Raw genomic sequence first — 14,454 nt, forward strand, 5'->3', positions numbered from 1 at the left:
GCGACGCAAACCGAGCGTCGTGGCGGCTCTTTACTCGACATGAGAACATCCGGAACAGCGGTAAGCAAGAAAAAAAACGCACCGGCCGGTGACCGATGCGTTCTCACGTTATTCAGACGAACATGCGCTTCCACGCCGAGAGATCGGAGAACGATCCGCTTCAGAACTCCCCGACGACCTGTCCATCCGACCGATGAGCCAGCCGCTCGAAGGTGCTGTCGATGGTGTTGCTGGCGTCTGGTTTGTGGTCCAGGTTCTCCGAAAGGAAACGAACGGAGCCGTCCATCAGAAGGAATTGAGCTCCCCCTGAATGCATGCTGTTGTAGCCGATGGCGCAGACGTTTTCCGTGGTCTGAGTGGCACCGAAGGTATCCACCTTGTTGATCCCGGTTGCGGTCACGGCCATGACGGCGGATCCCTTGGCGCGGTTCGAAGTCGAATTGAAGTTGTGGTTGCCGTTGGCGTTGCCGGCATTCACTCCGGCCCAGACGCCGGCATCACAACGGGCCTTGCCGTTGTTGATGTTCAGTTCCCAGGCCCGCTCGCCAATCCCGATGGTATTCGAGGTGCCATCGGTGATGTCGCGCATTTTCGTTTTTGTGTTGGCGGCGAACATGCCGTCGCGGTCGGTGTGAGAGGTTGGCGAATCAGGCTGTGTCGGCGTGAGTGCCGTGTTGACGTCTCCATTGTCAGCCATGTAGTTGGCGACATAGTTGGACGTGGAACGGTTGCCCCGGCGGTTGTTCATATCGGGAGCGGGATCTGAAGGGCACCGATACGTGCTGATAATGCTGGTCCCGGCCAGCCCGGAGGGGCCGTCGAAGTCATCGAGGTCGTTATTGCCGTTGGAAACCTCCATGGCGTCATACAACGTGCCCTGTTCAACGAAGGGAAGCAGGTGTGTTGCCCAGCCCCATTTGTTCTCCTGCCCCACTGCTCCAACCCGGTGGATGTACCCCGGCGGGAAGACACGATAGGTCTCGTGATAGTTGTGCAGAGCCAGGCCGATCTGCTTCAGATTGTTCTTGCAGGAGCTCCTTCTGGCGGCTTCCCGAGCCTGCTGGACCGCTGGGAGGAGCAGGGCAACTAGGATCGCAATAATTGCGATCACGACAAGAAGTTCAATCAGCGTGAACCCTCGCCTTGTCTTGAGAATCATCGTGGTGTCCTTTGCAGAATGTGAAAGAATGGAGATCACCAGGCCCCGGCGCGGAATCACGCCGGGAGACACGCCGCCGATGAAAGTTGCGATTGCAGGAAGAGAGTCAATACTCGGACGAGCGGTCGATTTCCAGTAATTTAACGACCGCTGTTTTGGTTGTGTCTGGAAATCTGTACGCTGGGTGCAAATTTTCATGAAATTCGTCGCGTATGGGAAATCGGTCAGCTCTTGAGTAAATTCAAAATTCGACCGCAGGCGTTTGCAGGAGCAAACGCAGCATGGCAAGAGACTGGCGCCGATGCGACTGCAGGAGACGCATGAAAATGCTCCAAACGGAATCTGGGCGGGCTCCAAAGGCAGAGAGAATTTTGCCGAGAGCGAAGGTGGTCTCACCGAAGCAGTGTGGACCAATGGAAAGCAGGTCGCTGGCGAAGCGGAGAATGGGCATCTACCAACAAAAAAAGACCCCAGGAAAAATCCTGAGGTCTTAAGATGCAGAGGTGCGAGCGGGATTCGAACCCGCGAATAATGGATTTGCAATCCATCGCCTTAGGCCACTTGGCTACCGCACCGTTTTCTTCTTAACTCCGTCGTCCCTCTGGGTTTCTGGAGTCAGTCACCGTTGTTAGCGGGACAATATAGTTATCGGAGATCTTCCCTTCCGACACCAGCGATTTCGTCTGGTTCTCTCAAAAAAGTCGACTCGCTTCTCTGGGAGCGGAGGCGGCTTTCAAGGAGGGACGCCGTAACTGACCGGCACGCGTTTTATAGCACAGAGAAGTTGGTCAAGGCAAGCAAACTATTCCGTCATTTGAACAGTCAGATGAGAGCGGCAGAATGCCTCGGTCAGCGGCCATGGAAAATCTTGTCGGACGCGGGTACCATCAGACATTGGATCCCGGCATCGATGGACACGAGCAGCCGGTCGATCCCGCTTTCTGCTCACCGTGGAGCCTGAAAATCGCCTTCATCAGCCTGACCCCGTCATCGAACTGGCGGTCAGGGCTGCCTCTCTTACAGTATCAGGACAACTTATTTCATGATCGATGTCGATTCCACAAACCCTGCTCTGGATGCTGCTGACAACGAACAAACTCTGGTCGACCGTGCTCGCGGAGCTCTGTCGAACTGCAACTGGGTCGTCGGGGAATGCGCGGGGCAGTGGACGGAGAAATATGCGCGTGGTCGGACCGATGCCGACTTCGGAAATCTGATCGGGCTGTCTGCGGACCAGGTCTATCAGCGGCGTCGGGTCTGGGAAACGTTTCACGACGTCCAGGCTGAATATCCCGCTCTGAAATGGTCCCACTTTTATGTCGCACTGAACTGGGATGACGCCCCGGAGTGTCTGTCCTGGGCGCAAGAGAATGAAGCCACCGTGGCGGAGATGCGGGCCTGGCGACGTTCTGTGCATGGCGAAGATCTGACCGCCGAACCCGATCCCAATTCGCTGCAGTTGCTCGACTACAATCCGACGGATGTCCGGCACCCTTCCGAGTTTGCCGGTGTCGCCGGCGGCGGCGAGTCGGATGCACCGTTCGAAGCGACTGGTTCTTATTCCGGCGAGCGTGAGCAGACGCCTTATTCGCCGTATCGCAAGGACGCCCGGGGAGATTTTCAGGGAGCCGAAGGGGAAGAGCATGCGACAGCAGCACGTCCAGCCGCTCCGGCGGAGCAGGATTCTCCCTTGAGAACCGTGAAGCGGGCCCTGAGTTCACTGCGACGGGCTGAGCAGCAGCTTTCAGAGCTGACCGAAGAGGATTACCAGGAGCTCTCTCCGGAAACGATCAATCAACTTTGGGATCTCTACGATGATCTCGGTCGCGCGATCAAGCGACGGGACTAAGTAGCACGAGGGGGCAGCTGATCCCGCGTTTTGCGTTGCCGCGAGGTGATGACTGGTATCTGAGCGGGAACCGTCTATCTTGAGAGATGGAAACTCCTCCATCGACTTTTGCGAGCCGCTCAACCAGAAACGGAATCAGACCGGGAAACGCCGCCATGTCAGGGGAAGAATACAGACAACCGCCAGCAAACGGCTCGCGGAATGAAAAGCCGTCCGCGCTGCAGGTGAATGGCTGGCTTGTTCTGGCGCTGCTGATCTGTGGTGGGGCGTTCGCCATGCGCGAAATCTATCGCGGTCCGCTGCCACTCTTCAGTCCCGACGCGGAGTCACGCCCAGTCACGCCTCGCGGGGATCTCGCGGAAGATGAGAAGACGACGATCGAGATCTTCAATGAGGCCTCGCGGTCGGTCGTGCATGTGATGACCGCTGATGTGGCCATGAATCGCAGCACATTGGCGATTATGGAATCTCCCAAAGGCTCCGGCACCGGTTTCATCTGGGACGATCGGGGTTACATCATCACGAATTATCATGTCGTGCATGAAGCGTCGCGGTTTCGCGTGACCATGGCTGATAATACGTCGCATACCGCGGTGCTGGTCGGGGCGGATCCTTCCCAGGACATCGCCGTGATGCGCATCGACCCGCGACGTCTTCGCCTGGCCCCTTTGAAGCTGGGGAAGTCGTCCGATCTTCAGGTCGGGCAGAAAGTTTTCGCGATCGGAAGCCCGTTCGGACTCGATCAGACGCTCACAGTGGGGGTGATCAGCGGATTGGGCCGGGAGATTCAGGCACTCAATGGCCGGATGATCCGGGACGTGATTCAGACCGACGCCGCGATTAATCCGGGGAACTCTGGCGGACCTCTGCTCGACAGCGCCGGGCTACTGATCGGCATCAACACAGCAATCTACAGTCCGACGGGAACGTCTGCGGGAATTGGCTTCGCGGTTCCGGCGGACATTCTCAATCGCATCGTTCCCCAGCTGATTCGGGATGGCAAAGTTGTCCGGGCGGGGCTGGGGATCTATATCTACGATGATTCCACCGTTCGCCGACGCCTCGAACGGGAAGGGGTTCTCATTCGTGGCGTGGCGCCCGGCAGTGTGGCCGAGCAAGCCGGGCTGCAGGGAACACGATACGATGAGAATGGAGATCTTGTGCTGGGAGACTTGATCGTGCGGATCGATGAAACGCCAATCGCCTCTCAGAACGACCTGTTTGATCTGCTTGATCAGCACGAGATCGGTGAGACCGTCGAAGTTGAGATCGTCCGTGACGGAAAGTCGTTGACCCGAGAGGTCGAACTTCAGCTGATTCAATAAGCGCGGAGAATCGGCCGGCCGACACGCATCCGCATCGGCGCTGGAAGAGAAGTTCTCTCTGGTGCCGAACGTTGCTGCGACCTGGGCCAAATCCAAAGTTCGAGTGCAGGCGTTTGCAGGAGCCAACTCAGCATGACGGGGAATTGGCAACCGTGCGACTGCAGGGGAGGCATGGAGTGCTTTAAAGCGGCAATCCAGCCCGCGAGAACCTGGGCCGTTCGCGGGATGGTGTCGCCGTTCTCTCCGCAGAGGCCTGCGTTTCGAACCGGAACTAGCTCGTCCAGGAACAGTCGGTCAAGCGATCCGTTCTAGCGAGGGAGGCGGTAAAACCCGTCGTTAGCGGTCACGCACTCCTCAGTCGGGGTGTCGTCGACCTGGACGTAAACTTCGCCGTCTTGAACATCGAGAATAGTGACTGTGTAGCCGTCGATCTGAACGGTCTGTCCTACCTCTAATTCGATATGCAGCACTGAATGGCTCCCGATGACAACTTGTCGATAGTGTGTGTGAGAGAGGGATTCAGAGGATCTGAAAGGTAGAGGACAGCGTTTGTCCGCCATCGATCAGTCGAGATTGCGGAGCGGATGGTAGCACCAGCTTTGCGGTTTGACAATTCCAATTCGATGATTGGCGAATCATCGACGAAAGTTATCTGCGGGCAATGCGATCACTCTCCGTGAACGCCTAAAAAACAGGGAGAAACACTCCATTGCGGGCAAACCAACAGTCGTTGAAACGTCTGTTGGTTTGCCGCGTTCGAGAGGGCTTCGAGCGGTTGCTGGAGCCGTTTCCGGGTGGAGCCCTCCCGTCCGCGGGAGGTTCTGCTTGTCGCTGAGAACCTCGTGCGCGGACATCCGGTCGGGCGATGGCTCGAGAGCAATCAAAATTCGACTGCAGGCTTTCGCAGGAGCAGCATGAAAATGTTCTAGCGCTCAATTCCCGGCACCGGGAAGGCGGAAGCGAACTCCCGGATCTCCTGTTGAACATCATTGATGACTTTGTCGTCCTCAACATTCTTCAACACCTTCAGGATCCATTCACCGACTTTCTTCATGTCGTCGGTTCCCATCCCACGGGTGGTCAGGGCAGCGGTCCCGATGCGGATCCCGCTGGGGTCGAGCGGTTTGCGGGGATCGTAAGGAATCATGTTCTTGTTGACCGTGATTCCAGCTCGGTCCAGTGCTTTCTCGGCCACCTTGCCGGTCGTTCCGATGGAAGTCACGTCGGTCAGCATCAGGTGATTGTCGGTCCCGCCGGAAGCGAGCTTCAATCCGCCGGCCATCAGTGTTTCGGCCAGCGTTTTAGCGTTGGCCACGATCTGTTTCGCATAAGTCTTGAAGTTGTCTTCCAGGGCTTCGCCGAAGCAGACAGCTTTGGCGGCCACAACGTGCATCAGTGGCCCACCCTGCAGACCCGGGAAGACAGTCCGGTTGATGTCCTTGGCGTACTCTTCACGACAGAGAATGAATCCGGAACGGGGACCACGCAGTGTCTTGTGCGATGTCGACGTGACAAAGTCGGCGTGCGGGACGGGGCTGTTATGAATGCCGCCGGCGACGAGACCAGAGTAGTGGGCCATGTCGACCATCAGCTTGGCGCCGACTTCTTTAGCGATCTCTCCGAAGCGGGCATGATCGATTTCCCGCGGGTAAGCACTGGCCCCGGCGATGATCATTTTCGGCTTATGCTCGCGGGCCAGCTTGGCGACCTGATCGTAATCGATGCGATGATCCGATTCGCGGACGCCGTAATGAACGGGATTATACAGCGTTCCGGAGAAGTTCAGGTGCATCCCGTGAGTCAGGTGACCGCCGTGAGCGAGGTCCATCGCCAGGAAGGTGTCACCCGGCTGCAGGACGGTCATGAAGACGCCCATATTGGCCTGGGAACCAGCGTGCGGCTGGACGTTGACGTGCTCGGCTCCGAACAGCTTTTTGGCCCGTTCGATGGCCAGGGTTTCCACGTCGTCGACGTATTCGCAGCCACCGTAGTAGCGGCGACCCGGGTAACCTTCGGCGTATTTGTTCGTCAGGACGCTGCCCACAATTTCCTGAATCGCAGCCGAGGTGTAGTTCTCGGAGGCGATCAGCTCCAGCCCGTCTTTCTGGCGTCCCATTTCATGTTCGAGACACTGGAAAACCTGGGAGTCCTGCTGCTGCAGTTTGGAAAATCGAGGGAGATCATTTTCGTGCATCGTGGCGTCCAGAGCGTAAGCGTCTTTGTCAAATGGAGAATGATTGGCGACTCGGAGTTTAATGATTGGGCCGCCGTGCCCGCTCCGCGAAGGATGCCATCGGGAGCGATCTTCAAATCTTAGCGAAACGGGCAGGAAATCGAAACTTGCTTGCCTTATACTAGGGGCGTCAATGAAAAGACTCCACTCTGCAGATTGTCGCAGGGCAAACGTCCACTTCTAAAAACCCTCAGTTGCCGCCGGGCACCTTACGCATGGCTGATTCCGCGGAAAAGATAACGAGCGAAAGCGGGATCTCTACGGACCCCGTGCGTTCCGAACTTGCCGCCCTCAGCGAGCATCAGCCTCAGGCTCTCACCGGAGAAACAGTCACATTCACCGGCACGCTCGCCTCGATGACGCACGAACAGGCGTCGGCCCAGGTGGTTGCCCACGGGGGGCAGGCCGTGCCGCACATGTCGCGGCAGGTGACGCTGCTCGTGGTCGGTGAAGAAGGTTGGCCGCTTGAGGCCGACGGTCGCCCATCGGTTAAACTGCAACAGGCAGAGGCGCTGATCCTTGAAGCGCATCCGCTGCGAATTATCTCGGAGTCGGACTGGCTGCAGATTATCCAGCTCTCGGTGGAGAACCCCGAGGTCAAGCGGCTCTACACGCCCGCCATGCTGAGCCAACTGCTCAAGCTGCCTGTGCATCTCATTCGCAGTTGGGAACGGGCAGGACTGATTCGAGCCGAGAAGCGGGTTTTTCGGTTGCCCTATTTCTCGTATCAGGAAGTGACGACGGCCCGCCGCCTTTCGGAGCTGATGCAGGCCGGGGCGACTCAGCAGCAGCTGGCTCGCAGTCTGAGACTTGTTCAGAAATACGTTGGCGAGCCCGGCCGGGCCTTCGAACAGCTTGAAATGCTTTCCGACCATCGCAGTCTGGTGGTCCGGGATCAGAAAGGGTACTTCGATCCCCAGTCGCGTCAGCGGCTGTTTTCTTTCTCTGCGTCTCCGAAAACAGATGAAGAGCAGGATGGAGCTACTCTGGCGGCTGAAGAAGAATCCGATGCGGAAGATCATCGCTTTCTCAGATTCGAAATGCCCCCGAACACAGCAGTCAGTTCAACCGATTGGATGGTCGAAGGCTGCCGACGAGCCGAAGTCGCCGACACTTCAGGAGCGATTCGCTGCTTCCGTCGAGCATTGCGTGCCCGCCCCGAAGACGCCGAAGCCCATTTCTATCTGGCCGATTCACTTTATCGACTCGGGAAACAGGAAGCTTCGCTGGAGCGGTATCTCTGTGCGATCGAGCACGATCCGGAGTACCTCGAAGCCTGGACGCAGATTGGTTGCCTCTACGCCGAATTGCGAAAGTGGTCGGAAGCCATCGAGGCCTTCGACGCCGCGATCGAAATCCATCCGACCTTTGCCGAAGCTCACCTGCACAAGGCCGAAACGCTCTACCAGATGCATCAGCCGGAGGATGCCATCCGCCATTGGCAACTCTATCTGCAGAATGACGACCGGGGCCCGTGGGTCGAACTTGCCTACCAGCGCCTCGAACAATTCGGCGTGCCGATCAGCGGCGAGTGATTCGTAAGGCCGGTTTCCGAACCGGCTTTACCTTCAGGCGGCTCGGTTTGTCACCACGTTGCGGGGCGTTGTCGCCGGGAGTTGATGTTTGCGGAGGACTTCCAGGCGGACGCGGCGGAAGACGTTCTGCATGTGCATTGCATCGCGGAATCGGCCGCGGGGACGCGGGTCGATCGAGCGTTCAAGAAACTCGACGAAGCCCGACGTGACCCGTTTGCGGACCCGGGCGATACCGGGAGCCGGCCAGTCGTACGGGTATTCCGGCCAGACGCCGCTCACCATCCGGTAAATGATCAGCCCCAGCGAAAAGACATCCGAGCGGAATGACGGTTTTCCCATCGCCTGTTCGGGGGCCATATAGCCGATTGTACCAGTGCCGGCTCCACGAACGGTCTTCTGCGCAATCTTTGCGATGCCGAAGTCGGTCAGCTTCAACACGTTCCCGGGGAACATGAGCATGTTTTCCGGCTTGATATCGCAGTGAATAATCTTCTGCGAATGGGCATAGGCCGACGCTTCGAGCATCTGGGAAGTCAGGTCGAGAATCGTCGCGATCGACATTCGGCTGCGCAGGCGTTCGGACAGCGTCTTTTCGCCCAGCGGGTAGACGATGACGAACTGATCATCGATGAAGCTGGCATCTTTGAGAGCTAGGATGTTCGGATGGCTGAGCCGGCTCAGCATGCGGACTTCGCGGCGGAAGTCGTTCAGGCTCTGGTCGTTGACATATCCCGGATGCGGAGCCTTGAGGGCGACGCGAATCCCTTCGATCGTATCAAAAGCCTGATAGACCGAAGCGAAGCCGCCTTCAGCCAGCTTTCGCTCGATGCGATATTTTCCCAGCAGTTGTCGAGTTCTCAGCGTGGCGATGACATTGCTCCCAGTCAGAGTTCGTCAGAAGATTGCCGAGCCCCAGGGCGTCAACCAATCATCTCAGACGTTGAGCCGATCGTTCCTCCCGTCGCAAAGATGCCTGGCAACGATGCTGCGGAGTGTGCGCAAGGAATCGGCGGATTCGTCTCTGATGATTTATCGGACGAAGCGGAAAAGTCGCCTTAATGGAATCCGGGCCCGCGTTTGACACATTCGCTAAACGAGCGACATAATGAGTCGCTGATTCGTCCTGGCGAATTGGGGCTGATTTTGCGGCTTCGGCAAGCTGTTACCGAGTCTGTCGAACGTGCCGGTCAGACCTGGAATCCAGACGTTTCTGAACGGTAGAGGTGATTTCCGCGGAAGATTTTCATCGTTCGCGGAACGACTCTCGGTGAGAATACCCCACCAGACGCACATCAAACTCCCAGCGCGGACACGTCATTCCATTGCGTCCGTGTGTCGTCCATGAGGATCAAAAGTCGTGAAACTATACGCACTCATTTTCACAACTGCATTGCTGTTTTCAACGACATTGCAGGCTGCTCCCCCAAATATCGTCATGATTATTTCTGACGATCAGGCCTGGGGCGACTACAGCTTCATGGGCCACGAGCACATTCGGACTCCCAACCTCGACACGCTGGCCGCAAATTCGCTGACTTTCACCCGCGGCTACGTGCCCGACAGTCTCTGTCGGCCGTCTCTGGTGACGATGATCACCGGCTTGTATCCGCATCAGCACGGCGTTGTCGGTAACGATCCTCCCCCGCCGGCGGAACTGGCCGACAAGCCCAAGAGAGTCCAGTTTTCCTCACCGGAATATCTTGCCATTCGCAACGAATACCTTAAGCACATCGACGACGATCCCAAGCTGCCCGAGATTCTCAAGGAAAAGGGATACGTGAGTCATCAGTCGGGAAAATGGTGGGAAGGCCACTACACTCGCGGCGGCTTCACGCACGGCATGACCCACGGTGATCGTACCAAGGGAGGCCGTCATGGCGATGAGGGCCTGAAGATCGGTCGGCAGGGCAATAAAGAGGTCGAAGACTTCATCGATATGGCGGTCGAACAGGAGAAGCCATTCTTCGTCTGGTACGCTCCGTTCCTGCCCCACACGCCCCACAATCCGCCGGAGCGAATTCTGCAGAAGTACCGTTCCAAGACCCCGCACGAATCGATCGCCAAGTACTGGGCAATGTGCGAATGGTTCGACGAATGCTGCGGCGAGCTGATCAACTACGTCGATGGGAAGGGCCTGGCCGACGAGACGATCTTCGTGTACGTCACCGACAACGGCTGGATCACCGAAGAGGACTCGAGCCGTTACGCCCCGCGTTCCAAGCGGTCTCAGTACGAAGGCGGAACCCGGACGCCGATCATGATCCGCTGGTCGGGCCACGTGACGCCCGACATGAACGAAACCGATCTGGCCAGCTCCATCGATCTGGTGCCGACGCTGCTGCATGCCGTGGGGCTTGAAGATCAGATCACTCCCGAGATGCAGGGCATCAATCTGCTCGATGCGGATGCCGTGACGGCTCGCAAGCAGATTTATGGCGAGATCCTGAAACACGACATTCAGCACATGACCGACCCGGTCGCCTCTCTCCGCTTCCGCTGGATCATTGAAGGGGACTGGAAGCTGATCGTTCCTCACGACGGCCGCGAACCAGACGCCGATGTCGAACTGTTCAACCTTGCAGAAGATCCGCACGAGAATAAGGATCTGGCCGACAAGAAACCACAGCTGGTCGAACGGCTCACCAAAGAGCTCAACGACTGGTGGTCGGTCGAATAGGGGACGACGGGAATCGAGGGCCATGCCCACGCACGTGTGGGCGGGCTCAGTTCCTGCAAAGTGCTCAGTTCATGAACGAGAGAGTAACCCGGCCGACATCTGGCCGGGTCGCGGCTTCTGGACGCCGCTGGCGTTGGTCACTTCCCCTCTATTTTCTGCAAAACTCCCGCCGGGTCTTTTCGTGGCTGGGGCTTTGAATATGATTACGACGCCTGCAACCGCTGTTGCCGGCCCGTGTCGCCGCTTCTCCCGGCAACGTCTCGCAGACGTCGAATGACCACGGTTTGTTTCTCTTGAGCGAACTGGTTTTCAGTCGCTTCCCGGTTCATGAGTTTGCTGATGAAAAACAAGAACGCCCGTTCCTTCAACGCCGCCGCTCTGCAGATGTCCTGCAGCGATGACAAGCAGGCCAACATCGATAAAGCCGAGCAGCAGATCCGCGAAGCCGCCGCTGCCGGGGCGAACCTCGTCTGTCTGCAGGAGCTGTTTCACGGGCTCTATCCGTGTCAGTCGGAAGACCACGATCGCTTCGACGAAGCCGAGCCGATTCCGGGGCCAATCACTGACCACATGCAGGGCCTGGCGAAGGAACTCGGTATCGTCCTGGTCGTTTCGATGTTCGAACGCCGGGCGGCTGGCCTCTATCACAACACGGCTGTCGTTTTCGATGTCGATGGTCGCCAGTGCGGCATTTACCGGAAGATGCACATTCCGGATGACCCGCTGTATTACGAGAAGTTCTACTTCACGCCGGGCGATCTCGGCTTCCGCAGTTTCGAAACGAGTCTCGGTCGCGTGGGCGTCTGCGTCTGCTGGGATCAATGGTTTCCCGAAGCGGCTCGCATGACGGCTCTGACCGGAGCCGAAGTGCTCGTTTACCCGACCGCGATCGGCTGGCATCCCAGCGAGAAGGAAGAGTTCGGAGCCAGCCAGTACTCGGCGTGGCAGACGATGATGCGGTCGCATTCAATCGCCAACGGCATTCATGTCGTCGCTCCCAACCGCGTCGGGATGGAAGGGGAGATTCAGTTCTGGGGCGGCTCGTTCATCAGCGACCCGTACGGCAACGTCCTCTGCCAGGCGGCTCACGACAAAGAACAGATTCTGTACGCTGATCTCGATCTGTCCCTTATGAACACGGCTCGCACGCACTGGCCGTTCCTGCGGGATCGGCGGATCGATGCCTACGCCGGACTCTGCAAACGCTTCATCGACGAGACAACCAATGGCTGAGCCGATGACGCCTGCTGAACTCGGATACCGCTGGCCGGCCGAATGGGAGCCGCACGCCGGAACGTGGCTTTCGTGGGCTCATAACCAGGATTCGTGGCCCGGAAAGTTTGAACCGGTTCCCGCCATCTTTGCCGAGTTTGCTCGACAGGTCGCGCGGTTCGAGCCAGTCAACATTCTGGCGACGGGCGATGTGCTCAGGCAGGCTCGCGAACTCCTCGACGGGGTTGAGAACATCCATTTTCACGACGTCCCGACGAATGACTGCTGGATTCGTGATCACGGTCCGTGGGTTCTGACGCACCCGGAACGGGGCTCGCTGCTCGTCGACTGGGAATACAACGCCTGGGGCGGGAAGTATCCTCCGTTCGATTCCGATAACGCTGTTCCGGACAGGATCGCCCGCATTCTCGATCTGCCCACCATTAAGCCCGGGTTGATCATGGAAGGGGGAAGCGTCGAGAACAACGGGGGAGGGACTCTGCTCGTGACGAGCCAGTGTCTGCTCAACCCGAACCGCAATGCAGACAGCAGCCGGGAGGAAATCGAAGACGCTCTCTGCGAGATGACCGGAGCGGAACAGGTCCTGTGGCTGTTCGACGCCGACGATGAATCGCTGTCCGGCGACGACACCGACGCCCACATCGACCAGCTGGCCCGCTTTGTCTCGCCGACGAAGATCCTGGCCATGTGGACCGACGACGAAAACGATCCGAATTCTCCGCTGCTCAAACAGATGCACGAGCAGCTGGCTGGTTTTCGTGATCTGGAAGACCGTCCCTTCGAGATCGTCAAACTCCCGCTGCCCGAACCGGTGATCTACGACAACCAGCAACTCCCTGCGTCCTACGCCAACTTTTACATCGCCAACGGCGTCGTGATCGTTCCGACCTTCCGCTGCGAACAGGACCAGACCGCTCTGCGAATCATCAGCGAAGCCTTCCCCGACCGCGAGATCATCGGCATCGATGCCGTGGATTTGGTCTGGGGACTGGGAGCATTCCACTGCGCCAGCATGCAACAAACCGCCGGGTAGAAGCAGACGACGGGTGCCATGCCCACGCTCGCGTGGGCATGCTTCAGCAGAACGTGGACGTGTGCCAGTGGCTCCGCCAGTGCTTTTTGAAGCCGACTCTCAGTGGAGCCTCGGGCCCTGAAGGCCTCCGACATGATTACCGGACGCTGCTGAGGCGGTCGCGGAGGTCGGAGGGGAGGGAACCCAGCGAGATGCGGGCTTTGGCCAGTTGGTTGACGACCCGGCGGTCGAGCGTTGTTCGTATGTCGGTTGCCGGATCCGGATCGGGTTCCTTGTTCTTCAAATCGGCGTGCCAGTCTTCGAGGACGGACACCGTGACGGCGTCCGGCACCCCATGCAGGGCGTAAACGACTTCTTCCATGATGGAGCGTTGGGCGTCGGTGTGTTCGGTGTAGATCGCGGCGATTTCGCGGAGCAGGTAGGCCCGATGCTGACGCCAGTCGGTGACCAGAGGTTCGGCTGCGTTTGTTGGTTTACCGTTCTGCCACTGCTCGGCGACCTGGCGGACGACGCCCGGCATGCCGGAACTCAGCTTTTCTACCAGTTCCGGGCGGTCCTTCGGATCGGTGCTCTGCAGAGTCTCGTAAACGATTTGCTGCAGTTCCGGACTGAAAAGGCCGGGGATCTTCTTTACCAGGTCGTTGATGGAGTTATCGACAACCGTTTCGCCAAACGGGCTCTTGCTCGCATTGCCGCCGGAGCTGATCGGGGAAACATTGTGCCCATCGTCATCGTCGTGATCATGATCGTGTCCGTCATGATCGCCATGAACGTCGAACAGGTCCGGGCCTTCTTCAACCTGGTGATGTCGACGATGTTCGGCCATCGTTTCCCGGTCGAAGCCGTCCATGTAGGGTTCAAGCAGAGCTTCGAGTTCAGCGGGCATGACGGGCTGGATTTGCTCGAAGAGAACGGCGGAGGCATAGCCGGAATTCGAGTGAATCACCAGTTCGCGGGACTGCTCCGACAGCGTGAACAGAAAGAACGTGGCGATCAGACAGATGACGGCTCCTTTGATCCCGCCAAAAATGGCGCCCAGGTGCCGGTCGTAGTCTTCGAACTTGGCTTTCTCCAGGCCGGCCTGAATGGATCGGGCGATGGCGAAGGCGAAGAAGGAGCCGACCACATAGAGTCCGAGAATGGCTACCCAGCGGCTGAGAGGAGGCTCCAGTCCGGTCAGCGGAGCCACGGCAATGGAGACCGTTTCAGCGAAAATGAAACAGAGAACGATCCCGGCGATCGACGCCAGTTGCCACACGAAACCCTTTGCCATTCCTCGCCAGACCGAGAGCGCGAGAATGACCAGGCAAACGATATCGTACCACATCAGCAGCATCCTTGCAGAAGAAGTGTTCAGCCCGAACGGATTGTCGCGAGAGTATAAACGTGTCCAATTTTCACGAAAAGGCG

At 58.2% G+C, this 14,454-nt stretch carries 11 protein-coding genes and 1 tRNA gene; 6 read left to right on the forward strand and 6 right to left on the reverse strand.

Annotated features, from left to right (window positions below; all coding sequences use genetic code 11):
* Positions 1–160: 160 nt before the first annotated feature.
* Together L1A08_RS02050 and L1A08_RS02055 are read right to left on the reverse strand one after the other, a co-directional pair.
* A complete protein-coding gene (locus tag L1A08_RS02050) occupies positions 161–1,159 on the reverse strand; it encodes a DUF1559 domain-containing protein (RefSeq protein ID WP_238753637.1) in 999 nt (332 codons plus the stop codon).
* A gap of 501 nt (positions 1,160–1,660) precedes the next feature.
* Positions 1,661–1,734: transfer RNA gene (locus L1A08_RS02055), tRNA-Cys, on the reverse strand.
* Positions 1,735–2,201: 467 nt separating this feature from the next.
* Between L1A08_RS02055 and L1A08_RS02060 the strand changes: the two genes are divergently transcribed.
* Positions 2,202–3,008: a hypothetical protein gene (locus L1A08_RS02060; protein ID WP_238753638.1), complete on the forward strand. Its 807-nt coding sequence runs from the start codon at positions 2,202–2,204 to the stop codon at positions 3,006–3,008.
* 155 nt (positions 3,009–3,163) lie between these two features.
* Positions 3,164–4,333 (forward strand): S1C family serine protease, encoded by a 1,170-nt coding sequence (locus L1A08_RS02065; RefSeq protein ID WP_238753639.1) that lies wholly within the window; start codon positions 3,164–3,166, stop codon positions 4,331–4,333.
* Positions 4,334–4,641: 308 nt separating this feature from the next.
* On the opposite strand, the gene L1A08_RS02070 is transcribed toward L1A08_RS02065, so the two are convergent.
* Complete coding sequence (locus L1A08_RS02070) at positions 4,642–4,803, reverse strand: hypothetical protein (RefSeq protein ID WP_238753640.1); 162 nt, start codon at positions 4,801–4,803, stop codon at positions 4,642–4,644.
* Between the two features lie 455 nt (positions 4,804–5,258).
* Positions 5,259–6,527, reverse strand: coding sequence for a serine hydroxymethyltransferase (locus tag L1A08_RS02075; RefSeq protein WP_238753641.1), 1,269 nt, complete (start codon positions 6,525–6,527; stop codon positions 5,259–5,261).
* A 308-nt stretch (positions 6,528–6,835) separates the two neighbouring features.
* Here L1A08_RS02075 and L1A08_RS02080 point away from each other — a divergent pair, with 308 nt between their 5' ends.
* Positions 6,836–8,101 carry a tetratricopeptide repeat protein gene (locus tag L1A08_RS02080; protein ID WP_238753653.1) on the forward strand — a complete coding sequence of 422 codons (1,266 nt, stop codon included), beginning with the start codon at positions 6,836–6,838 and terminating at the stop codon, positions 8,099–8,101.
* A 33-nt stretch (positions 8,102–8,134) separates the two neighbouring features.
* On the opposite strand, the gene L1A08_RS02085 is transcribed toward L1A08_RS02080, so the two are convergent.
* A complete protein-coding gene (locus L1A08_RS02085; RefSeq protein WP_315860535.1) occupies positions 8,135–8,989 on the reverse strand; it encodes a serine/threonine protein kinase in 855 nt (284 codons plus the stop codon).
* Between the two features lie 469 nt (positions 8,990–9,458).
* On the opposite strand from L1A08_RS02085, the gene L1A08_RS02090 reads away from it, so the two are divergent.
* The 3 genes from L1A08_RS02090 to L1A08_RS02100 all read left to right on the forward strand — a co-directional run bounded on the left by L1A08_RS02090 (position 9,459) and on the right by L1A08_RS02100 (position 13,044).
* Complete coding sequence (locus tag L1A08_RS02090) at positions 9,459–10,778, forward strand: sulfatase family protein (protein WP_238753655.1); 1,320 nt, start codon at positions 9,459–9,461, stop codon at positions 10,776–10,778.
* Between the two features lie 339 nt (positions 10,779–11,117).
* The gene (locus L1A08_RS02095; protein WP_238753657.1) at positions 11,118–12,011 is read left to right on the forward strand and encodes a carbon-nitrogen hydrolase; all 894 of its coding nucleotides are present in this window, start codon (positions 11,118–11,120) and stop codon (positions 12,009–12,011) included.
* A complete protein-coding gene (locus L1A08_RS02100; RefSeq protein ID WP_238753659.1) occupies positions 12,004–13,044 on the forward strand; it encodes an agmatine deiminase family protein in 1,041 nt (346 codons plus the stop codon). Before L1A08_RS02095 ends, L1A08_RS02100 begins: the two co-directional genes overlap by 8 nt.
* 136 nt (positions 13,045–13,180) lie before the next feature.
* Here L1A08_RS02100 and L1A08_RS02105 read toward each other — a convergent pair whose 3' ends face one another.
* On the reverse strand, positions 13,181–14,371 hold the full coding sequence (locus L1A08_RS02105) for a CvpA family protein (protein ID WP_238753661.1): 1,191 nt from the start codon (positions 14,369–14,371) through the stop codon (positions 13,181–13,183).
* Positions 14,372–14,454: the final 83 nt, after the last annotated feature.

Origin of the sequence: Rubinisphaera margarita, assembly GCF_022267515.1 — a bacterium.
Classification (GTDB): domain Bacteria; phylum Planctomycetota; class Planctomycetia; order Planctomycetales; family Planctomycetaceae; genus Rubinisphaera; species Rubinisphaera margarita.